Origin of the sequence: Methylococcus mesophilus, assembly GCF_026247885.1 — a bacterium.
Lineage (GTDB): Bacteria > Pseudomonadota > Gammaproteobacteria > Methylococcales > Methylococcaceae > Methylococcus > Methylococcus mesophilus.
The window spans coordinates 1,815,043-1,836,344 of the sequence record NZ_CP110921.1; the positions used below are offsets into that span (position 1 = coordinate 1,815,043).

Consider the following 21,302-nt stretch of genomic DNA (forward strand, 5'->3'; position numbering starts at 1 on the left):
ATTACCCCGTTACCAGCAAAGATCCGATGTCCTCTCCCCGAATCAGGCGCATTACCGCGCCCGGGCGAAAAACGTTCATGACCCGCAGCGGCATCTTGTAATCGCGGCACAACACCAACGCCGTCGTATCCATGACATTGAGGCGTTGATCCAACGCTTCGTCGTAGGTCAGGCGCGAATAGAATTTCGCTTCGGGATCTTTCAGGGGATCGGCCGAATAGACGCCGTCGACCTTGGTCGCCTTGATCAGCAGATCGGCGCCAATCTCGATGGCTCTGAGGCTGGCGGCGGAATCGGTGGTGAAGAACGGATTGCCGGTGCCGGCGGCGAAGACCACGACCCGCCCTTTTTCCAGATGCCGGACTGCACGCCGGCGGATGTAGTCTTCACAGACCTGGTTGATCTTGAGGGCCGACATGACCCGCACGGGACGCCCCAGGTTCTCGAGGGCATCCTGCATGGCCAGGGCGTTGATGACCGTGGCGAGCATGCCCATGTGGTCGCCGGTCACGCGATCCAGTCCTTCGGAGGCTTTTTCGGCGCCACGGACGATGTTGCCGCCGCCGATGACCAGGCCGACTTCGACGCCGGCACGGCACAGCTCGTCGATTTCCGTCGCGAGCCGCTTCAGGATGTCGGCGTCTATGCCCGCACCCTGGTCTCCCATCAAGGCTTCGCCGCTGAGCTTGAGCAAGATACGCTTGTATACCGGTTCTGTCATAAACTCGTCGGAAGCTGGTTAATCCACTCTGATCCGGACCACACCCGGCCCGGAAGCGCGCCCGGCGCGCCTAGGCGCCGGGCTACGGACCCTCAGGAAGCGCGCACCTGCGCCATCACTTCCTCGGCGAAATTGGTTTCTTCCTTCTCGATGCCTTCGCCGACTTCGAAGCGGACGAAACGCACCACCGAAGCGCCTTTGGACTGCAGGAGCTTGCCCACCGTCTGGTCGGGATCCTTGACGAACGGCTGTCCTACCAGTGTGATCTCGCCGAGGAACTTGCCGATCCTGCCCTCGACCATTTTTTCGATGATGTTCGCCGGCTTGCCGCTGGTCTGCGCCTGGGCGCTGAAGATTTCCTTTTCCTTGGCGATCACTTCGGCGGGTACGCCTTTTTCGTCGCAGCACAGGGGCTTGCTGGCCGCGATGTGCATGGCGATGTCCTTGCCCAGTTCGGCATCGCCGCCGACCAGCTCGACCAGCACACCGATCCGGGTGCCGTGCAGATAGCTCGCCACCCCGCCTTCCTGGCTGCTCAGGCGCTCGAAGCGGCGCACGTTAATGTTCTCGCCGATCTTGGCAATCATCTCCCGACGCGCCTGCTCCACCGGGGTACCGTCCGTCATCTGCCCGGCAAGGAACTCTTCGACGGTCGCCGCGGAGGAAGCCAGGGCCGAAGCGGCGACATCGTCGGCGAACTTGACGAAATCATCGCCCTTGGCGACGAAGTCGGTTTCGCAGTTGACCTCGACGATAGCCGCGGCCTTGCCGTCCGCACTCACCTTGACGCAGACGCGGCCTTCAGCGGCGGTACGGCCGGACTTCTTGTCGGCCTTGGCCAGCCCCTGCTTCCTCATCAGCTCGACTGCGGCATCCAGGTCCCCGCCGGTTTCCGTCAGTGCCTTCTTACACTCCATCATGCCGGAGCCGGTACGCTCGCGCAGCTCCTTCACCATTCCTGCAGTAATGCTCATTACAGCCAACCTCTACGAATAAAAACCGTTAATCAATCTCAAAAAAACGCCTCCAGGCGGAGGCGTTTTTCACGACACTGCCGGGTACGGACTCTTAGCCTCCCAGGCTCTCGCCCGTGGCCTCCTGCTCCGCTTCCGGCTCCATTTCCACGAATTCATCCGCCGCCGCGGTGCCGAAATCCACCCCGGACGCCTTGCCACGCAGAATCGCCGTGGCGGCGCTCTGGGCATACAACTGGACCGCGCGGATCGAGTCATCGTTGCCCGGGATCACGTAGTCGATTCCGAATGGAGTGTTGTTGGTGTCCACCACGCCCACGACCGGGATGCCCAGCTTGCGCGCTTCGCTGATGGCGTTCTTCTCGTAGCCCGTATCGATGATGAACATCACGTCGGGAAGGCGATCCATGTCACCGATGCCGCCGACGTTGCAATCCAGCTTCTCCAGCTCGCGCATCATGCCGAGCGCTTCCTTCTTGCTGAAACGGTTGAGACGGCCATCGTCGCGCATGGCCTGCAGATCCTTCATCCGGGCGATGGATGCCTTGATGGTCTTGAAATTGGTCAGCATGCCGCCCAGCCAGCGGTGGTTGACGTAGGGCATGCCACAGCGCCGGGCTTCTTCCTCGATGACCTTGCGCATGGTCTTCTTGGTGCCTACGAACAAAATTTTACCGCGGTTGGCGGCGACCTGCTCCAGGTATTTCATGGCATCGTTGAACAGGGGCAGCGTCTTTTCCAGATTGATAATATGGATATTGCTGCGCGCGCCGAAGATGAACGGGGCCATCTTCGGATTCCAGTAACGCGTCTGGTGCCCGAAGTGAACGCCCGCTTCGAGCATCTGGCGCATGGTAACTGAGGTCATCGGTTTCTCCGTATAATGTCTTGCCGGGCTGGCAGAGCCCAGCGGTAGGGTTGCGCCTCCACGCATCCCGGCCGGCGACCCTCCCCGAGGGGACGGCACCCCACCGGCCGTGACGATGCATGTGTGGTGTGTTGCCAAATAAAGCTGTGCTTTATACCATAGCAGCACCGTTTGGACAAACAGCCCTCCCTCCTGCCACGGACCGGGAGCCCTCCCGTTTCCGCCGTAATTTCATGAGCATCAGCATCAAGAGCGCCGAGGAAGTCGAAGGCATGCGCGTGGCCTGCCGGCTCGCCGCGGAAGTCCTGGACATGGTCGCGCCCTACGTCAAAGCCGGCATTACCACCGAAGAACTCGACCGGATCTGCCACGACTTCATCGTAGACGAACAGCACGCCGTCCCCGCTCCGCTTAATTACAAAGGATTCCCGAAGTCGATCTGCACCTCGGTCAACCACGTCATCTGCCACGGCATTCCGGGCCCCAAGAAGCTGAAGAACGGCGACATCGTCAACGTTGACATCACGGTCATCAAGGACGGCTTCCACGGCGACACCAGCAAGATGTTCCTGGTCGGACAGGTCAAGCCCTATGCCCGGCAACTGGTCGAGGTTACCCGGGAGGCCATGTACCTGGGCATCCGCGAAGTGCGGCCCGGCGCCGCCTTGAACCGGATCGGCGCGGCTATCGAACGGCATGCCGGCCAACATAACTATTCCGTGGTGCGGGAGTTCTGCGGCCACGGCATCGGCCGCGAATTCCACGAGGAGCCACAAGTGCTCCACTATTTCGAACCGAAGCTGGACATCCGGCTGGAAGCGGGGATGATCTTCACCATCGAGCCGATGATCAACCAGGGAAAGCGGCACGTGCAGATGCTCTCCGACGGCTGGACCGCTGTCACCAAGGATCACAAGCTCTCGGCGCAGTGGGAGCACACCGTGTTGGTGACGCCGACAGGCTACGAGGTGCTGACGCTGCGGCAAGAGGAAGATTTTGGGCGAACCGAACTCGGATAAGCCGCACGACGTCCCAGCGCCGGAGCGGATCGCGGTCTGCAAGGCGCAGATCCAGCGCAATGCCGCCGAACTGGGCGAGCGGTTACGGTCCGGCACCCCCGTCGCCGAGCTGATACGAGAACGCACTGCTTTCATCGATGGCCTGCTCGCCGACGCATGGAACCGGCGCCTCGGGCAGAACTCCAGCGACGTCGCGCTGGTGGCCGTCGGTGGCTATGGCCGGGGCGAGCTGCTGCTGCATTCCGACATCGACCTGCTGGTGCTCCTCGACGATGCCGCACAGCCGTCGCGCCAACAGGACCTGTCCGATTTCCTGCGTTTTCTTTGGGACATCGGCCTGAAGCCGGGCCACAGCGTAAGGTCGCCGGCCGAATGCGCAAACGAAGCCCGCGCCGACCAGACTGTCATCACCAACCTGCTGGAGGCCCGTGTGCTGGCCGGCTCGGCAGCGCTGTGGGAAGGGGTGAGGAGCGAGATCGCCCCGGAACGCATGTGGTCTTCCGCCGCGTTCTTCGAGGCCAAGATGGCGGAACAGCGGGTGCGCTATGCCAAGTACCACAACACCGCCTACAACCTCGAACCCAACGTCAAGGAAGGACCGGGCGGCCTGCGCGATATCCAGCTCATCGGCTGGATCATCCGCCGCCACAGCGACGCGCAGGGACTGCAGGACCTGGTCGCATACGGCTGGCTGACCGACGCCGAATACCGGGAGCTGAAGGAGGCCCAGGAGTTTCTCTGGCGAATCCGCTTTGCGCTGCACGCCCTCACCGGACGCTGCGAAGACCGCCTGCTGTTCGATTACCAGCGCGAACTTGCCGGGCTTTTCGGCTACCGGGGCGACACCGGCAATGAGGTCGTCGAAGGCTTCATGCAGGACTACTTCCGCACCGTCACCGGGGTGGAGCGCCTGAACGAGTTGCTGCTGCAACTGTTCAACGAGGCCGTCCTGCACCGCGAGGAAGAGTTCTCGCCCACCCCCGTCAACGACCATTTCCAGGCGGTCAACGATTACCTGGAAGCCGTGCATCCCGAGGTTTTCCGCGAGCACCCCCTGGCCCTCCTGGAAGTATTCCTGATCCTGCAGAAGAACAGCACGCTGGAAGGGATCCGCGCCGCCACCATCCGCCTCATCCGCCAGCATATCCATCTGATCGACGACGCCTTCCGCAACGATCCGGAAGCCTGCCGGCTGTTCATGGCCATTCTGCGGCAGCCGGGCGGCATCACCCACCAGTTGCGGCGGATGAACCGCTACGGCGTGCTCGCCGCCTACCTGCCCGAATTCGGCCGGGTCGTCGGCCGCATGCAGTACGACCTGTTCCACGTCTACACGGTGGACGAGCACACCCTGTTCGTGGTCCGCAACCTGCGGCGCTTCGCCCTCGAAGAGTTCCAGCACGAAATTCCGCTGTGCTACGAACTGTTCCAGCTCATCGAAAAACCCGAGTTACTCTATATCGCCGCGCTGATGCACGACATCGCCAAGGGCTCGGGGGGCGACCACTCGGAAGTGGGCGAGAAGGTCGCGGAGGAATTCTGCCGGCGCCACCAGATCGTCCCGCGCGAGACCCAGTTGGTGAAATGGCTGGTGCGGCACCATCTGGTGATGTCGATGACGGCGCAGCGCAAGGACCTGAGCGACCCGGAAGTCATCCACGAATTCGCCCGGATCGTGCGCAACCAGAACACGCTGAACCATCTTTATCTGCTCACCGTCGCCGACATACGCGCCACCAATCCGTCCCTGTGGAACTCCTGGAAGGGCGCCCTGCTGCAGGAGCTCTATACCAGCACCAGCTGGACTTTGCGGCGCGGACTCGATACGCCCCCGGACCATGCCGAACAGATATCCGCCGCCAAGGATGAAGCGCGGGCGCTGCTGCAGCGCTTCGGCCTGGCCGAGGACGCCATCGCCGCGGTCTGGGAAAACAACGGCGACGATTATTTCCTGCGCTTCCTGCCCGAGGAAATCGCCTGGCACACCACAGCCATCGCCGCCTGCCGGCCGGAACATCTGCCCCTGGTCCTGCTGCGTCCGGAAAGCCTGCGCGGCAGTGCCGAAGTGTTCATCTACGACCGCAACCGCGACTTCCTGTTCGCCCAGAGCACCGCCGTGCTCGACCAGCTCGGCCTCACCGTGCTGGATGCCAAGATCATCGCCTCGCGCCAGGGATTCGCGCTGCTCAGCTTCAATGTGCTGGAACAGTCCGGAGCCGCACCCGAGGGGCTGTTCCGGCTGGCCAACATCTGCGACCGGCTGAAGGAAGTCCTGAGCGGCGGTAGCGCTCCGCCGCCGCCGGTCAGCCGGCTGGCCGCCCGCCAGATCCGACACTTCACCGTGCCGACCAAGGTATTCTTCCACGACGACCCGCAAAACCGCTTCAGCATCCTCGAACTGATCGCCACCGACCGCCCCGGCCTGCTGTCCAAGGTCGGCCAGGCTTTCATGCAGACTGGCATACGCCTGCACAATGCTAAGATTTCCACCATCGGCAGCCGAGCCGAAGATATTTTCTTCATCACCGACCGGAAGGACCGACCGCTGAGCGATGAGGCGGACCGAGCGGCATTGCGGCAGGCGCTGATAGAATTCGTGGGCGACCACTGACCGCGGCAGCACGCTGCCGGCACGATAAGCAGGAGAATCCGCATGGCAATCGCAATACCGTTGGTAGACAACTGGTACGAAGAGCGGGAAACCGGCAGACAATTTCGAGTCGTGGCCCTGGACGACGCGAGCGACACCATCGAGATACAGTACCTCGAGGGAGAATTGAGCGAGTTGGATCGAACTTCCTGGGGCGAGGCTGCGATCCTGGAGATCGAAGCCCCGGAAGACTGGAGCGCGCCTTTCGACGATGTGGAAATAGACGATCTGGGCTACAGCGACCCTGATCTGCACCTGCCCGACACGGACGATCTGACGCTGGACGACGTGCTGGAAGACGAGGACAAAGAGCCTTACTGAGGGCCAATTACGCGGCAAACGGGCGATAGCGCTCCAGCAGCCCCAGGTCCTCCGCCGCCGCCCGGCAGGTGATGTAACCGTCGTAGGCATTCACGGCCTTGGCCAGGCCAGGATCGGCCCGCAGGCAGGCCTCGCCTTCATCGGCCAGACGCAGCAGATAAGGCAGGGTCGCGTCGGTCAGCGCCAGAGTCGAAGTGCGCGGATACGCCCCCGGCATGTTGGTCACGCAATAGTGGATCACCCCGTGCTCAACGTAGACCGGATGGGAATGCGAGGTCGGCCTGGACGTCTCCACGCAGCCGCCCTGGTCGATGCTGACGTCGACGATCACCGAGCCCATCGGCATCGACCTCACCATGGCATCGGTCACGATGTAATCGGCACGGGCGCCCGGCTGCAGCACCGCCCCTACCACCAGATCGGCGTCGCGCACGGTCTCCGCCAGGCGGGCGCTGTCCGAGAGGAAGAACTCCAGCCCCGGAGCCCGCCGGCACAGGGCTTCGCCCTTCGCCGGCACCAGCCCCATGACCTGAACGTTGGCGCCCATACCCCAGGCAGTGAGGGCGGCATGCGAGCCGACCACGCCGTCGCCGATCACCACGACCTTGCCGTGGCGCACGCCCATGACCTCCCCGAGCTGGACACCTCGGCCGCCGTTGAAGCGCGCCAGATAATAGGCGCCGACCTGGGCGGCCATGTTGCCCGCCACCGCGCTCATCGGCGCGAGCAGCGGCAGGCGCCCTTGCTCGTCTTCCAGCGTCTCGTAGGCCACCGCCGTGGTGCCGCCGTCCAGCAATGCCCGGGTCAGGCCGGGATCGACGCCGGCCAGGTGGAAGAACGTGAACACCAGCTGCCGCTTGAGGTAAGGGTATTCCGACGGCACCGGCTCCTTCACCTTGACCACGAGGTCCGCGGCCCAGGCATCGGCTGCGTCTCCCAGCCGCGCTCCCGCCGCCAGATATTCCTCGTCGGCGAATCCCGAACCGAGGCCGGCCGAGATCTCCACGAGCACTTCGTGCCCGGCCCGCACCAGGGCCGCAACCCCTTGCGGGGTGACGGCCACACGGTTCTCCAGGTCTTTGATTTCTTTAGGTACGCCGATTTTCATGAGAAAAGGTAACTGCGGATTTCCTGTTCGGTTTTTTGCACCAGATTCTTGTCCAGAGTCTTGCTGACCAGCTTGGCAGTGGGGCCGCTCAATGCCTGGCGCAGCAATCCGAGAAACTCGGGCCCTGCGATCAGGATGAGCGACAGACAATCGCCGCTGACCCGCGCCTGCTCGAGGCGCTCGGCCACCCGCTTGGCGAACACCTGCGCCTCATGCTGCTTGGCATCCTGCGGCTTTTCGTAGTCGTGGCGCCCTTCGGTCGAACTGTTCAGCATCCGGCCCGGCCGGTCCGAGATCAGATCCTGCTCTTTGGCTCGACCCTCCGCATGCACCAGATCGTCGATTTCCTTGAGCGGGCTCAGTCGATTGTCGATGGCGAAGATCCGCGCACGGCTGCTCTCTGCGGCAACCACCCATGTCTTGAACATAGTTTCCTCCATGTTCCAATGGTGAATAAAGGGTGCAATCGCAAACGGATTGTTTCCGGTCTGCGCCGGATCCGCTTGACTGCATTCTGCCACAATCGATCCGATTTGGAGCGCCTTGCGGGCCGCTAAAGCATGGCCGAAGCGGTGTGCGCCGCCCCCAGCAGGGCCGGCTGGGGATGAACGGCCACCCGCACGGGAAGTTCTCCCAGGAGGAGGGAAAGCCTTCCCTTTGCGGTGAAGCCGGCCATGAAGTTCCCGGCTTGCAGGACGGGGAGAATTTTCGGTGCAATGCCTCCGCCCAGGATCACGCCGCCGAGCGCGAGCGACTTGAGCGCCAGATTCCCGGCCTCCGCCCCGTAGATCGCCGCAAACAGATCGAGCACCGCGGCGCAAAGCGCATCGCGCCGTTCCAGCGCCCACTCGGCGATGATCGGCGCTCGATCGGGGGCGCCGGCCAGCGCCGCCTGCAACGCCTCGCTTTCCGGAGCCGCGCCGGCCTGGCGCAGATAGTCGTAGAGGTTGGCCAGCCCGGATCCGGACAGTATCCGCTCATAGCTGACGTGCCCGTGGAAGCGGTCCCGCAGAAAGGTGAGCAGCCCATCCTCCAGCGGCCCGTTCGGAGCGAAGTCGCTGTGCCCCCCTTCGGTCGGCAAGGCGTGGTAACGCCCGCCGTCCCAGTAAAGGATCGCCTCACCCAGCCCCGTCCCGGCGGCGATGACCGCGATGTTACCGGGACGAGGCCGAACGGCATGAGGGTTCAGCTCCACCCAGTCACCTTCGCCCAACCGGTAAGCCATGCCCAGGGCCATGGCCTGGACGTCGTTCAACAGGCGGACCTTGCGCACCCCCGTTGCCTCCGCCAGTTCCCGCTCGGACAGGACCCACGGCAGATTGGTGATTTCGCAACGGCCTTCGCTCACGGGTCCCGGCACGCCGAAACAGGCGACTTCGGGCATCTCGCCACCCTGTCCCCGCAGGAACTCCGCCACGACCGCCTCCAGCGAGACATAGTCTGCGCTCGCGAAAATCGCCTCACTCAGACTGACCAGCCTGTCGCCCCAGCAGTCGAACAGCCCGAGGACAGTCTTGGTGGCGCCGATGTCGCCCGCCAGCAGCACGCTCTTCGCCCCGATCAACGGATCAGTCCCCCGCGTAGTCGTGCACGGACTGGACGCTGCCGCCCGGCCCGAAACCGACGACGCTGTAGGCGTCCTTGCGTCCGCCCGCTTCCATCCCCGGCGTGCCGGCCGGCATACCGGGCACGCTCAGGCCCAGGAGCGGCGCCTTGGCGTCCAGCAGCTTGCGGATGTCCGCCGCCGGCACATGGCCTTCGATGCGATAGCCGCCGATCACCGCGGTATGGCAGGAGGCAAGGTTCTCCGGTACGCCAAGTTCGCGCTTTACCGCCGCCATGTCATCCTTGACGATGTCCTTGACGGCGAAGCCGTTCGCCTGGATGTGTTCCACCCACTTCTTGCAGCAGCCGCAGGTCGGGCTGCGGTATACCGTCGCCTCGACAGGCACGGGCTTTTCCTTGGCGGACAAAGGAAGGGCTGCGCACAGTGCCAGCCCCCAAATTATCGTTCTGCGCATATCGGCCTCGGTGCTTGGTTTGCGGATCAGTCGCCGTGCAAGGTGGCGACGAGGGAGCGGGCGCCGCCGTGCGTCCGGTGCTCGCCCAGATAGATTCCCTGCCAGGTTCCCAAGGCCAGCCGGCCTTGCCGCATGGGAACGGTCACGCTGTTGCCGACCAGGACGGCCTTGATGTGGGCCGGCATGTCGTCATCCCCTTCCAGGGTATGGCGGTAATAGGGGGCCCGCTCCGGCACCTGCGCCAGCAGATAGGATTCGAGATCCCGGCGCACGTCGGCGTCGGCGTTTTCGTTGATGGTCAGGGAAGCGGAGGTGTGCTGGATGAAGAAATGGGCGAGGCCCTGGCGAAACCGCTCCACCTCGGGCAGGTTCGCCGTAATTTCCGCGGTGATCAGATGGAATCCCCGCGAGCGGGGCTTGAGAACGATCGTCTTCTGAAACCACATGAATGCGCCACCGCCGCCCTACACCCGGCGTAATCTACCACAGGGCGGCCGGAAGCGGGTCAGGCGCCGCGCTGCCCGTCGACGGTCAGCAGCAAACGCCGGGGCATTTGACCCAGTCCGCGGGGGAAATCCAACACCTGCCTCGCTTTCGGGGTGGTGATGGCGACAGCATAGGGCGGCACCAGATCGGGGGATGCCGCGACGCGGTACATGCCGTCAGAGGTCTCCGTGTTCCCATCTCCCCGCGCCATATCGAAGCGCCGCGGTTTGGGGACGCCTCCGTAAAGGCAAGCCAGTTGCAGACCGCCGGTTTCCTCTTCAATGGCACCGGCGTCCACGATGCGGAGCCGCAACACCGCATATTCGGTCCGGTGCCAGTCGCACCAGCGGCAGGTCAGCTGGGTGACGTCCCACACCCACGCCCGGTAGCCCGGAATGTCCTGGGCCCAGGCAAGCAAGGAACGGAAATCGAAATTTTCGAAATCGATACTGCGCGTCACGTCGAGCCGCACCATCTGCCGCAGCACGGTATCGACGAAACCGCCCATGGCCGCGTCGGGCTCGCGGTGACAGACCCGCAGGTCCACACCGGACTTACTCTCGCGGAACAGTTCGTCCGCGTCTTCGGCTATCGCTGCCACCAGATCCGCATCACCCTGTGCGATGACTCTCGCCAATGCCGCCATGTCTTGCCTCCATCGAACTGGAACCGCTCGAGCGCGTATCGTTTCCCAAGCAAGGTTCGCTCCAAACTTGGAGCAAGCATAGCCGGGGAATGTGACAGCTTGTATTCCTCCGCGGCGAACCGGCATGTTTGGAACCGGCCCCTAGGGGCCGGTAACGCGGTGCAGTTCCAGATCGGCGCGGTCGGGATGACCGAACGTCAGCACCGGCACGCCGTGCCGGGACGCGAGCACCGTCTCGCCGTCCTGCTTGACCACGGCCCTCACGCGGTAATGCCGGTCCTCCGCCACCACCCGCCGGTCGAACGACACTTCGAAGGACACCGGCGACGAACCGGGCCAGGTGTCCTCGGCCATGCCGACCAGCACCGGCCGGACATCATGGCGTGTCACGTCTTCCAGACTGACGATCAGTTCCGCGTTCGGATTCAGTTCCACGCGGTCGCGCCAGCTCACCGTGCCGGTGACTTTGGCGAAATGGGGATTGGTTTCATCGCTATGGAACAGGCTGCATGCGGGCAGGAACAGCGAGGCGGCCAGAGCGAAAGCCGGGAATTTCATCGGGACTCCTTAGGGAATGTGAGAAAAGAAACGCAGTTCAGCCCACCTGCCGCGCAACGGTATGCCTGAAGCGGGCCAGAGCCAGCAGAAAAAACAGCGCGCCGATGCCGGCCATGATCAGGAACTGCGGCCAGACGGCGGCGAAACCCGCGCCGCGGTAAAGCACGGCCTGCGCAATTTTGACGTAATGCGTCGAGGCGAAAAACGCCATCACCCGCTGAATCGGTTCCGGCATGCTGTCCAGCGGAACGGTATTGCCGGACAGCGTGGTGATCGGAAACACCACCAGGATGCACAACAGGCCGAGTTGGGGCATCGAACGGGCCACCGTGGCGAGGAAGATGCCGATCGCCGTACAGGTGAACAGATACAGCGCCGTCGCGGCCAGGAATAACGGCAGCGATCCCGCCAGCGGCACGCCGAGCACGCCTTCCACGACCAAGGTCAAAGACAGGCCGACCGCCACGACCACTACCAGACCGTTGGCCCAAATCTTCGCGCACACGATTTCGAACGGACCGAGCGGCAGCGTCAGCAGATGCTCGACCGTGCCGCGCTCGCGTTCCCGCATCAGCGCGGCACCGGAGGTGATGATGGATAGCAGGTTGACCACGTTGATGAGAACCATCACCGAGACGAACCAGCTTTCCTGGGCGTTGGGATTGTACAGGGTACGTATCGCCAGATTGACGCCGGCGTCCGCGGCAGCCACTCCGTTCCTGCCGAAACCGGCAGCCTCGTCGCGGATGATCCGTTCGATGTACCCTGCGCCGATCCCGGCTTGGCTCATCGCGGTCGCATCGACGTTGACCTGGATTTCCGGCTGTGTTCCGGCCAGATAATCGGCCTGGAAACGGGGCGGGATGTCGATCACGAAGGCGTAACGCCCGGCATCGAGCATGCTGTCCACGCGGTCCAGCGGCAGTGGATCGGGCAGCAGGAAATAGGGCTGCGGCAGGGCGGCGACGATCTGCCTGGACAACTCGGAGCGGTCCTCGTCCACCACTGCCACCGCGCCGTTCCGGAGCTCCAGCATGCCACGGCTGGCCGGGATGTAGATCATCACGGTGAATCCGTAGACGATCAGAACCAGCATCGCCAAGTCGCGGCGGAGGCTGGCCAGCTCCTTGAGACCCAGCCGGAAGATCGTGCGCAGACGCCCTTCTTTCCTCATCCCGGTAGTCCGGTCCGGAACTCAGCCGGGCAGCGGAAAGCGGCATTCACATAAAGATGGTGTGGTTTTTCCGTCTGGTCCATAATTGCCACACGATTGACGCCGTATTTCCCCTTCATGACACAATGCGGCGCATCGTTCACACGTCGATATACAACTATATCAGGAGGACCGATGGACCTTTCAGTTATCGCAATCGCGGTGGGCCTGCTGGCTTATGTGCTCTATGCAGTCTATTCGTCGCCCGCCGCCGCGAAAGCGGCGGCGCCGGCAAACGCCGCCGAACCCGCCAGGCCGGACGAACCTCCGATTCTGGCTCAAACCGCGTCGGTACTGGCGGAAACCGCCCCCGAGGAGGTGGAACCGGCAGCCGCTGATACCGCTGACACCGTGATGTCCCTGGAAACCGAAGCAGCCACAGAGGCCGCGGCAGGCTGATCGATCGTCATGCCGCCGGGCGGGGCTGCCATCCGCCCGGCCGACTCAACGTCCACGCGTGGGGAGCAGCATGAGGCTCAGCCCCAGGTAGGCCAGGACGAACACCAGCAGCACCGCGTGGTTGAGATACAGCTCGGGGAAACCCAAAGCCTTAGTGAACGCGCCGACGCTGATGGTCAAAAACCAGGAAGTCGGAAACCCATAGCCCATCACGGCCGCGGCGCCCGTCTGCGAAGCCACGGGCGCCAGGAAACCGGAAAAATTGATGGCGGGCACGATGGACAGCAGGAACGCGGCGAACAGGGCGGCGATCTGCGAGCGTGTGAATGCCGAGATCAGCAAGCCCCAGCCAGTCGTTCCCGCAACTGCCAGCGCAGCGCCCAGCAGCAAAGCCGACAGATCCCCCTTCACCGGTACGCCGAACAGCCACAGCGCCAGCGCAATCAAGGACAAGGCGTTGACCAGGCCCACCACGACGTAGGGAAGCTGCTTGCCCAGCAAGAACTCCAGACGGGTCGAGGGCGTGGCATACAGATTCGTAATCGAACCCATCTCTTTTTCCCGCACTACGCTGACCGCCGTGAGAATCGGCGGAATCACCGCCAGCATCACCGCAATCACGCCCGGTACCAGGGCGTAGACGCTCTTCAGATCCGGGTTGTAGCGGAAACGGGTTTCCACCCGCAGCGGCGGGGCCGCGCCGCGAGCTTGGCTTTCATCGATCATGTCGCTGCGGAAACGGGCGTGCACGGCCTCCACATAGCCTTGCACCGTGTTGGCGCGGAACGGGATGCTGCCGTCGATGCGGATGCCCACTTCGGCCGGACGCCCGGCCTTGAGGTCGCGCCCGAAACCCGGCGGAATCTCCACGGCGAAGTTGAGCTGGCCCCTCGCCATCCGCCTCAAGATATCGTCGTCGTCTTGCAGCGGCGCCCGCTCCTCGAAATAGCGCGAATGGGCGAAGTGCTCCAGATATCGGCGGCTTTCCGGCGTCCGGTCGTAGTCGAGGACCGCGTAGGGCAGATGCTCGACGTCCAGCGAAATCCCGTAGCCCATGACCACCATCAGCAGCATCGGCCCGAGCAGCGCGAAGGCGAGGCGGATCGGATCGCGCGCCAGTTCCATGGTTTCGCGCCAGACGTAGGCCTTGAAGCGGCGAGGACTGAACCAGGGGCTGGCCTCGGGCGCCGGGCCAGCCGCGGCCGAAGCGACTGAAGGAGCGGCCTCGGCTGCGACGGGCGGGGCAACGCTCTCCCGCTCCAGACAAGCGATGAAGGCGTCCTCCAGCGAGGCCGCCCCCGCCTCCCGTACCAGTTCGGCAGGTACGCCCTGGGCCAGCACCTGCCCCGCGTGCATCAGCGAAATCCGGTCGCAGCGCGCCGCTTCGTTCATGAAATGGGTCGAGATGAAGATCGTCACGCCTTTCTCGCGCGAGAGTTCGACCAGAATCCCCCAGAAGCGGTCGCGGGCGACCGGATCGACGCCTGAGGTCGGCTCGTCCAGGATCAACAACTCGGGCTCGTGGACCAGCGCCACCGCCAGCGACAGGCGCTGGCGGATACCCAGAGGCAGCGATTCGGCCAGGGCGTCCATGTGCGCGGCGAGGTCCATACGGGACACCAATTCCGCGATCCTGCCTTCGAGCGCGGAAGGCGCGAGACCGAAGATATGGGCATGCAGTACCAGGTTCTGCCTGACCGTCAGCTCGGTGTATAGCGAAAACCCCTGCGACATGAAGCCGATGCGGCGGCGCATCGCCGAATTGCCCGACGCCACCGGCTGGCCGAACAGCGAGGCCGAACCGGCGCTGGCCGGCAGAAGCCCGGTGAGCATCTTCATGGTCGTGGTTTTGCCACAGCCGTTCGACCCGAGGAAGCCGAAGATTTCGCCGCGCTCGATCCGGAAGCTCACGCTGTCCACGGCCAGGAAATCGCCGAAACGGCGGGTGAGTCCACTCGCTTCGATCGCTGCTTCGCCCCGGCCGTTCCTGCGCGGCGGGATCACGAGCGCCTCATGCCCCCGCCTTTTTTCCGGCGGCAGCAGGGCCACGTAGGCCGACTCCATATCGGCGGTACCGGTGCGGGCCAGCAATTCCCCTGCTGTCCCGATCGCCAGGACACGGCCAGCGTCCATGGCAACCAGCCGGTCGAAGCGTGCGGCCTCCTCCATGTAGGCGGTGGCGACCAGGACGCTCATGCCCGGCCGCTCATGCCTCAACGTGTCGATCAGCTCCCAGAACTGCCGCCGCGACAGCGGATCGACCCCGGTAGTCGGCTCGTCGAGAATCAGCAAGTCCGGTTCATGCAGCAAAGCGCAGCAAAGACCGAGCTTCTGCTTCATCCCGCCGGAAAGCTTGCCGGCCGGGCGGTCGCGGAAGGGCGCAAGCCCTACCCCCGACAGCAGGCGCTCGATCCGCCGCCGGCGCTCGTCTCCGCCAAAGCCGTACAAACGCCCGAAAAACTCGGCGTTCTCCCACACCGAGAGCGTCGCGTAGAGGTTGTGTCCCAGGCCCTGCGGCATGTAGGCGATGCGGTAACACAAGCGCCGGTGCGCCTTCGGATCGGCGATGTCCTCGCCGAACACTTCGATACGCCCCGCCTGGAGCTCCCGGACGCCGGCGATCAAACCCAGCAGGGTCGATTTCCCCACCCCGTCCGGACCGACGAAGCCGGTCAGCCCGCCGGCAGACAATTCCAGCGAGATACCTGCGAGCGCTTCGACCTTGCCGTAGCGGTGACGGCACTCCTCGACCCGGACCATGGCGCTCATCGCTGCAAGGGCGGCCAGGACGCCTCCGGCGAAAGTTTGACGTAAGCCACGCCGGGCATGCCGGGCTTGACGAGGCCCCGATGGGCGCGGAGGAATTCCGGATCGACCTGCGCCTTCAGGCGGAACATCAACTTCTGCCGCTCGCTCGAAGTCTCCACCTGCTTGGGCGTGAACTGGGCCTTGGGCGAGACGAACACCAACCGCGCCGGCAGCGGCAGCTCCGGCAGGGCGTCCAGCACGATGCGCGCCTCGCCGCCGATCGCCGTCTGCCCCGCTTCGGCTTCGTCGAGGTAAAGAACCATGTAGACGTCGTTCAGATCAACCAGGGTCAGCGCCTTGCCGCCCTTGGCCAGCACCTCGCCCGGCTCCGACAGCTTGTACAGGACCCTGGTCTCCTTGGGAGCAAGAAGCACGCTCTCCCGCACCACGGATTCGACCCGGCGCTTTTCGGCAGCGACGGCGTCGATGCCCGCTTCCGCCTCGCCGATCCGCGACTGGGCCGCATCGAGCCGGGCCACGGCGTTGCTCAGCTCAGTGCGGTCATGATCCAGTTTCTCGGCCGAAACCGCCGCCTGCTCGACCAGGCGGGACGAACGCCTGAAGATGCTCTGCGCCAGCTCCAGGTCGTGCCGCGCCACCCGCAGCATCTGGCCGGCGTAATCGAACGATTCCCGCGCCCGCTTGAGCTCCGCGTCGATGTTCTGCAACTGCGCCTGCTCCTCGCTGGTATCGATGCGGACCAGCGGCTGGCCCGGCGCGACGTCGTCGCCCTCGTACACCAACACCTCGGTGATGCGTCCGCCATACTTGGCGCCCAGGTCGATCTCGGTGGCCTCCAGGCGGCCGTTGCCTCGGGCGATGCCGGGCGGCAGTTCCCGTGCATGGCGGTCGCGCCATACTCCGAGACCTACGGCGCCAGCGACTGTCAACACTGCGACCAACGCAATAACAGCTTTGTTCACGTGAAACTATCCGATGTCAATGATCAGTAACTGAATGGCGCAAGCGCAAGCTCAATACCGAATCTCGACCTCTGCCGGCACGGCATCGATCCTCAATTCGGCGCCGTTGAGTCCGGAAACCGCGGCGCCGTTCACCTGCGCCGCCTTGATCGGCTTTTCCACCGGCGGCCTGATCCGGACGCCTCCCGGTGGCACGGCCAAACCGCCGTCGATGTGCAGCCTCAGGGTATCGGCACCGTCCGCCCGCATGCTGTAATCGAGCGGGCCGTGGGCAGTCGGCAGCCGGCGGACAGCGATTTCGGCGTTGGCCGCATTGTATAACCATTCGCCGGGGATTCCGGCGGCCAGCACCAGAGAATCGTCGGCGTCGTCCTCGTAGGCGAAGCAACTGCGCAACGCGCGGATGAACTCGGCGCCGATCCAGGAATGCGGCATGTCGCCGATGAATCGCGGCGCCTCGGGGTGGCGCCACACCACTTCGGCCCACTGGCGCCAGGCTTGCGGACGCTGGTCGCGCAGCAGGGAGCGCAGCACTTCCCAGGCGTCCTCGCGCCGCCCCAGCCGCACCAGCGCCTCGGCGATGCGCACCTCGTACGGAGTGTAGCCGTCGTCGCCGTTGCCGTCGCGGCGCTTGCGGAAATGCGCGAGGTAGTCGTCGAAGGTCTTGGCCAGCGCGGCCTGCGGTAGCCTTCCGGCCTCGCCCGCGATCGACACCATGATGGCGACGGCGTTGGGATCGATGTCGCCCAGGTCGGCCGAGGCCGGGATGTAGTCGATGTGCTTGCGCACCATGGTGGCTTGCAGCGCGGCATGAAGGTGGCCGCCGAACTCCGCCAGCACGCGCTCCCAGCTTTCCGCGTGGGCCTGGTCACCCAAGGCCTTCGCCAGCTTCACCGCGTCGCGGATGCCGCGCAGAGTCCAGAAATCGTCCCAGAACGCATGCACCGGCTGCGAGGCGTAGCCCTCGTGGCTGATCGACGCCGGCATCAGGCCGTAGAACGCCTTGCCCTCGCCGCTGAGGTAGCGCTCCGTCATCCGCTGGTGCCGCAGCGCGTCGATGTACCTCATGACAGCGACCACGTGCGGCCACAGCGTCCGCACCGCGGCGAGGTCGCGGGTATAACGGTAGTACTCGGCCAGGGTGTAGACGAACTCGCCGTGGCTGTCGTTCTCCGGCACGCTGTCCGGACCGCGGCTGTCGACGCAGCAGGGAATGGCGCCTTCCGGGGTCTGGAACCGGGCATACCATTCGAGGAAGCGCTTCACCTCCTCCCCGCGTCCCAGCATGAGCAGGGCCGAGGACATCAGGGCGCCATCGCGGATCCAGGTGCGGGCATAGGTCCTGGAGCCCGGCTGCAGCGCGGCGCCATCGCGGTTGACCAGGATATAGGCCAGATTGGCCCGGAGGCTCTCCACCAGGCCCTGTTCGGATTCCGGCAGCAGAAGATCAGGCCCGGCCAGCGCCTTCCGCCAGTAGCCGACGGCTTCCTGCCACAGGCGGGCTCCCAGGGTCTCACCTTCGGCCTTCAGCGCCGTTTCGACGACGTTTGACGAACCGGCCTTGTGTTCCGGCACGGCGATGAAGACCTCACGGGCCGCACCCGGCGCCAGTTCCAACTCGAACGCCCAGGCCCCCGACGCATAGCCGGCGGAATCGGAAACCGCGGTGCGCGGCGGCAGGCGGGACTCGCTCAGGAAATCGGTGATGTCCCCCTGGTCGAAACCTGCGGCGCCGAAGCCGTCCGGAGGGCTCATCGCCACCAGCGCATCGGCCCCATCCACTTTGAGCACGCCGCCGGAAGCCTCGATCCGGTGGATCGGACTCACCCCGCCCTTCATGTTGAGCGACTGCCAGGGCGGGTTGACCTGGAACGGACGCACGGCCAGGTAAAGCCTGAGTTGGCGGGCCGTCGCGGACCGGTTTTCCACCCGGTAGCGGGCGAGCAGCACCGGAGCGTTGCCCACGGTCCCGGCAAAGCCCGTCACCCCGAGATTCAGATCGCCGAAGTCGCGTTCGACCGAGGGCAAGGGCAGATCGCCCTGCTCCAGCGACTGCGAAATCTGCCCCTCATTCCAACCCAGCAGGCGGCCGTCGGCATACAGGAACGGCTCCACCGTGAAGCCGCCGCGGGCCGTCTCCAGCGAGCCGTCCACCCCCAAAAGGCCCTTGCGGTGCGCGCCATTGGCACCGACCAGGGTCCAGTACATCTGCTCGCCCTGGAAATAGCGAGGGTAAGCGCCGCGCGGCTCGTTGCGGGCGATGTGTTCGAACAAGCGGTTGTGCGAGGCGGCGAAATCGGGCGGTTTCACCGTGAGTTCGCGGAGCGCGTAACCCTTGCCGCAGGCGCTTTTGCGCAGATCCAGCCGGAGGTAGCGCGATTCGGTCTCCGGCAGCGGCAGGTAGTCGCGCCGGCCGTTGCCGTCCGCCACCCGGTAGGCGCTGCGCCAACGCCGGCCGTCGTCCGAAACCTCCACGGCATAGTCCCGCGCGTGACAATCCCCCTCCCAATCGAGGACAAGCCCGCCGTATTCTCGAAGCCGGCCGAAATCGACCTTGAGCCACTGGCGCTGCGGCTTGGGTGCGCTGCGCCAGACGGTTTGCACCTTGCCGTCCAGGACCTGCTCCGCTCGGTCCTCGCCGGTGGCGGAAGACGCGGAAACCTGGGGCTGCCCCCGGTAATCCACCACCGCGTCGCGCCGTTCGACCCGGAGATCGTCCAGCCACAGCGTACCCTTGCCGCCGGCCGCCGCGGACAGCGCAAACTCGATGCCACCCAGCGCCAGCAGCGGCGCGCCGCCGGACGGCCCCCAGGCGAAGTCGATGGCCGACTTGCGGATCGACTGGAGCTGCCAGTCGGCGGGGAACCCCGTGGCTTCGCGCCGGTACCACCATACGTTCTGCGCCTCGGCGTCCAGCAGCTTGAACTCGAGAATATTGGCCGGCCCCGTGCCCTTGGCGCGGAAGCTGAAGGCATAGTTCTCCGGCAAGGGCAGCTCGAAACGCTTGCGCAGGATGATGTAGCCGGCGCCTCCGGCGAATTCGAAGTCCAGCCGCAACCCCTTGCCCTTGAAACCCTGATCCTGCTTCAGCTCGAAGCGGGTGCCGGGCGAGCCTTCCGCCGTCCATCCCGACAACGCTTCGAAATCATCGAGAATCTGCCGATCTTCTGAACTCGCGCCGGCGGACCCGGCAAAACCGCTCGCCAAGATTAAGAGACTTTGCAAAACAAGCCGCCAAATACCATACATAGAATCTTCCCAGCCAAACTTCATCCCGAACTCCTTGGTCAGGGTCATAACGAGAACAGAGGTCCGGTCATGCCCCCCTGCGGAAAGGCTCGATCCGAATCCGCAGGTTACCGATCTTGGGGTCATGTTCCCTGCAGCCACAGCGCGGTGAATTCCGTGCGCCCTCGAACCCCAAACTTGCGATAGATGCGCGTAGCGTATTGATGCGCCGTCCCTTGAGAAAGCCCCAGCTCGGCGGCTATCGTCCGTTCGGGCATGCCTGACAGCAACAAGCGTATGACGCGATGCTCGGCCTGGGTCAGCGGATTTTCGCAAAGTCCAAGGCCGTGGCTCAGCAGGAGTTGGCGGTGGAACCACTTGATGCCTCGCAGCACGAAAGCCGCCAGATCGAGTTCCTCCTGGTTGAAGGGCCGCTCCTCCGCTATCCGGTCGAAACAGAAGATGGATTCCGTATCGGCGTTTACCGGAAACCCGACCCAGATGCGATCGTAGATGCCAGGCTGGCGATAATAGAAGTCGTAGTGTTCCGTCTGGCGGAACGAATTCAAATCGACCAGATCCCCACTCATGAGCGTGTAGGCTCGGAACGCTCCCGCGCTCCCCGCAAGGGCAATGTTGGTGGCGCCGGGATCGGGATGCATGTCCGGATACCCCGTTTTCACCACTTTTTGGTAGTTGCGGGCATCGTGATATTGAGGACGCAGGGGCGCAATCGCCCGGATTCGCCATCCGCACAACCCGTCTTTTTCCCCGGCAGCGCCTTTCAGGAAGCGAACGATTCCCACCCATAGGGCGTCCCGGGCGCCGAGCCACATGCAAATGCGCTCCATGCAGAGCTTCATTGCCTCATGACTTTCGTGCATCCCGAAATGATTCAACTCATCCCAAAGCTCGAAAATTTCTTCGAAATGCGCCTGAACTCGGGCGCTGGCTGGGGGGCTTCTCATAAGCGGGTCTCTTTTCTCGAAACGAAGTATAAGCGTCACTCGTTGCCGACTCGGCCGGAAGGGATGATGTTCTTTGGTGCGTCACCGGCCATCTTCTTGGATTTATTGCCGTGCCTTAATTCCCGACCGCTACTGTTTAGTAACTGTCGTCATGAGAACCGGGTTCGTAGAATCGCGAATGCTGCGATCTTGGGATCGAATTGCAGCCGCGTCCCATCGGGCATTTCTTGCGCGCCCGCCTGGGCACTGATGCATCAGGAGGGTGGTCGCATGGGGGACGTGTGCTCGATGGCCGACGAATATTCCGACTGACACACTCGGCTGACAAGCGCTGTTCCGGATGCGGACGGTTAAATAATTCGAATATCAAAAAGCGCTACCCATGCGTTCA

Annotated in this window: 19 protein-coding genes; 4 read left to right on the forward strand and 15 right to left on the reverse strand. The window is 64.2% G+C overall.

Annotated features, from left to right (window positions below):
* Position 1: 1 nt before the first annotated feature.
* From pyrH to rpsB, 3 genes are all read right to left on the reverse strand, one after another.
* Positions 2-721, reverse strand: a complete 720-nt coding sequence (pyrH, locus tag OOT43_RS08480; RefSeq protein ID WP_218807613.1) for a UMP kinase — start codon at positions 719-721, stop codon at positions 2-4.
* Between the two features lie 92 nt (positions 722-813).
* Complete coding sequence (gene tsf / locus OOT43_RS08485) at positions 814-1,695, reverse strand: translation elongation factor Ts (RefSeq protein ID WP_266024441.1); 882 nt, start codon at positions 1,693-1,695, stop codon at positions 814-816.
* Between the two features lie 94 nt (positions 1,696-1,789).
* Positions 1,790-2,563 carry a 30S ribosomal protein S2 gene (gene rpsB, locus OOT43_RS08490; protein WP_266024442.1) on the reverse strand — a complete coding sequence of 258 codons (774 nt, stop codon included), beginning with the start codon at positions 2,561-2,563 and terminating at the stop codon, positions 1,790-1,792.
* A 233-nt stretch (positions 2,564-2,796) separates the two neighbouring features.
* Here rpsB and map point away from each other — a divergent pair, with 233 nt between their 5' ends.
* The 3 genes from map to OOT43_RS08505 are packed head-to-tail and all read left to right on the forward strand — an operon-like array spanning position 2,797 to position 6,553.
* A complete protein-coding gene (gene map / locus OOT43_RS08495) occupies positions 2,797-3,582 on the forward strand; it encodes a type I methionyl aminopeptidase (protein ID WP_266024444.1) in 786 nt (261 codons plus the stop codon).
* Complete coding sequence (glnD, locus tag OOT43_RS08500; RefSeq protein WP_266024445.1) at positions 3,560-6,193, forward strand: [protein-PII] uridylyltransferase; 2,634 nt, start codon at positions 3,560-3,562, stop codon at positions 6,191-6,193. The genes map and glnD overlap by 23 nt, the downstream gene beginning before the upstream one ends.
* A gap of 42 nt (positions 6,194-6,235) precedes the next feature.
* On the forward strand, positions 6,236-6,553 hold the full coding sequence (locus OOT43_RS08505) for a DUF6763 family protein (protein ID WP_266024446.1): 318 nt from the start codon (positions 6,236-6,238) through the stop codon (positions 6,551-6,553).
* A 7-nt stretch (positions 6,554-6,560) separates the two neighbouring features.
* Here OOT43_RS08505 and ald read toward each other — a convergent pair whose 3' ends face one another.
* From ald to OOT43_RS08545, 8 genes are all read right to left on the reverse strand, one after another.
* Positions 6,561-7,661: an alanine dehydrogenase gene (ald, locus tag OOT43_RS08510; RefSeq protein WP_266024447.1), complete on the reverse strand. Its 1,101-nt coding sequence runs from the start codon at positions 7,659-7,661 to the stop codon at positions 6,561-6,563.
* Positions 7,658-8,089, reverse strand: a complete 432-nt coding sequence (locus tag OOT43_RS08515; RefSeq protein ID WP_266024449.1) for a host attachment protein — start codon at positions 8,087-8,089, stop codon at positions 7,658-7,660. The genes ald and OOT43_RS08515 overlap by 4 nt, the downstream gene beginning before the upstream one ends.
* Positions 8,090-8,214: 125 nt before the next feature.
* On the reverse strand, positions 8,215-9,225 hold the full coding sequence (gene glk / locus OOT43_RS08520; RefSeq protein ID WP_266024450.1) for a glucokinase: 1,011 nt from the start codon (positions 9,223-9,225) through the stop codon (positions 8,215-8,217).
* Between the two features lie 4 nt (positions 9,226-9,229).
* Positions 9,230-9,682, reverse strand: a complete 453-nt coding sequence (locus tag OOT43_RS08525) for a DUF411 domain-containing protein (protein ID WP_266024452.1) — start codon at positions 9,680-9,682, stop codon at positions 9,230-9,232.
* A 26-nt stretch (positions 9,683-9,708) separates the two neighbouring features.
* Positions 9,709-10,128, reverse strand: a complete 420-nt coding sequence (locus OOT43_RS08530) for a secondary thiamine-phosphate synthase enzyme YjbQ (protein ID WP_266024455.1) — start codon at positions 10,126-10,128, stop codon at positions 9,709-9,711.
* A gap of 59 nt (positions 10,129-10,187) precedes the next feature.
* Positions 10,188-10,814 carry a DUF1826 domain-containing protein gene (locus OOT43_RS08535; RefSeq protein ID WP_266024457.1) on the reverse strand — a complete coding sequence of 209 codons (627 nt, stop codon included), beginning with the start codon at positions 10,812-10,814 and terminating at the stop codon, positions 10,188-10,190.
* 141 nt (positions 10,815-10,955) lie between these two features.
* On the reverse strand, positions 10,956-11,372 hold the full coding sequence (locus OOT43_RS08540) for a YbaY family lipoprotein (protein WP_266024459.1): 417 nt from the start codon (positions 11,370-11,372) through the stop codon (positions 10,956-10,958).
* Positions 11,373-11,409: 37 nt separating this feature from the next.
* Positions 11,410-12,546 (reverse strand): ABC transporter permease, encoded by a 1,137-nt coding sequence (locus tag OOT43_RS08545; protein ID WP_266024461.1) that lies wholly within the window; start codon positions 12,544-12,546, stop codon positions 11,410-11,412.
* Between the two features lie 174 nt (positions 12,547-12,720).
* On the opposite strand from OOT43_RS08545, the gene OOT43_RS08550 reads away from it, so the two are divergent.
* Positions 12,721-12,984 (forward strand): hypothetical protein, encoded by a 264-nt coding sequence (locus tag OOT43_RS08550; RefSeq protein WP_266024463.1) that lies wholly within the window; start codon positions 12,721-12,723, stop codon positions 12,982-12,984.
* Between the two features lie 45 nt (positions 12,985-13,029).
* On the opposite strand, the gene rbbA is transcribed toward OOT43_RS08550, so the two are convergent.
* From rbbA to OOT43_RS08570, 4 genes are all read right to left on the reverse strand, one after another.
* Entirely contained in the window at positions 13,030-15,753 is a 2,724-nt protein-coding gene (gene rbbA, locus OOT43_RS08555) for a ribosome-associated ATPase/putative transporter RbbA (protein ID WP_266024465.1), read from the reverse strand.
* The gene (locus OOT43_RS08560) at positions 15,750-16,715 is read right to left on the reverse strand and encodes an HlyD family secretion protein (RefSeq protein WP_266024467.1); all 966 of its coding nucleotides are present in this window, start codon (positions 16,713-16,715) and stop codon (positions 15,750-15,752) included. The genes rbbA and OOT43_RS08560 overlap by 4 nt, the downstream gene beginning before the upstream one ends.
* A 51-nt stretch (positions 16,716-16,766) precedes the next feature.
* Positions 16,767-19,922, reverse strand: a complete 3,156-nt coding sequence (locus OOT43_RS08565; RefSeq protein ID WP_266024469.1) for a discoidin domain-containing protein — start codon at positions 19,920-19,922, stop codon at positions 16,767-16,769.
* 164 nt (positions 19,923-20,086) lie between these two features.
* Complete coding sequence (locus OOT43_RS08570; protein WP_266024470.1) at positions 20,087-20,911, reverse strand: helix-turn-helix transcriptional regulator; 825 nt, start codon at positions 20,909-20,911, stop codon at positions 20,087-20,089.
* Between the last annotated feature and the right edge of the window lie 391 nt (positions 20,912-21,302).

What these genes read in the sequence shown, in the direction of transcription:
- OOT43_RS08515 (WP_266024449.1), bottom strand. Translation starts at nt 8,089, where the DNA reads ATGTTCAAGACATGGGTGGTTGCCGCAGAGAGCAGCCGTGCGCGGATC.
- OOT43_RS08550 (WP_266024463.1), top strand. Translation starts at nt 12,721, where the DNA reads ATGGACCTTTCAGTTATCGCAATCGCGGTGGGCCTGCTGGCTTATGTG.
- tsf (WP_266024441.1), bottom strand. Translation starts at nt 1,695, where the DNA reads ATGAGCATTACTGCAGGAATGGTGAAGGAGCTGCGCGAGCGTACCGGC.
- OOT43_RS08530 (WP_266024455.1), bottom strand. Translation starts at nt 10,128, where the DNA reads ATGTGGTTTCAGAAGACGATCGTTCTCAAGCCCCGCTCGCGGGGATTC.
- map (WP_266024444.1), top strand. Translation starts at nt 2,797, where the DNA reads ATGAGCATCAGCATCAAGAGCGCCGAGGAAGTCGAAGGCATGCGCGTG.
- OOT43_RS08570 (WP_266024470.1), bottom strand. Translation starts at nt 20,911, where the DNA reads ATGAGAAGCCCCCCAGCCAGCGCCCGAGTTCAGGCGCATTTCGAAGAA.
- OOT43_RS08535 (WP_266024457.1), bottom strand. Translation starts at nt 10,814, where the DNA reads ATGGCGGCATTGGCGAGAGTCATCGCACAGGGTGATGCGGATCTGGTG.
- rbbA (WP_266024465.1), bottom strand. Translation starts at nt 15,753, where the DNA reads ATGAGCGCCATGGTCCGGGTCGAGGAGTGCCGTCACCGCTACGGCAAG.
- ald (WP_266024447.1), bottom strand. Translation starts at nt 7,661, where the DNA reads ATGAAAATCGGCGTACCTAAAGAAATCAAAGACCTGGAGAACCGTGTG.
- OOT43_RS08525 (WP_266024452.1), bottom strand. Translation starts at nt 9,682, where the DNA reads ATGCGCAGAACGATAATTTGGGGGCTGGCACTGTGCGCAGCCCTTCCT.
- OOT43_RS08540 (WP_266024459.1), bottom strand. Translation starts at nt 11,372, where the DNA reads ATGAAATTCCCGGCTTTCGCTCTGGCCGCCTCGCTGTTCCTGCCCGCA.
- pyrH (WP_218807613.1), bottom strand. Translation starts at nt 721, where the DNA reads ATGACAGAACCGGTATACAAGCGTATCTTGCTCAAGCTCAGCGGCGAA.
- OOT43_RS08505 (WP_266024446.1), top strand. Translation starts at nt 6,236, where the DNA reads ATGGCAATCGCAATACCGTTGGTAGACAACTGGTACGAAGAGCGGGAA.
- OOT43_RS08545 (WP_266024461.1), bottom strand. Translation starts at nt 12,546, where the DNA reads ATGAGGAAAGAAGGGCGTCTGCGCACGATCTTCCGGCTGGGTCTCAAG.
- rpsB (WP_266024442.1), bottom strand. Translation starts at nt 2,563, where the DNA reads ATGACCTCAGTTACCATGCGCCAGATGCTCGAAGCGGGCGTTCACTTC.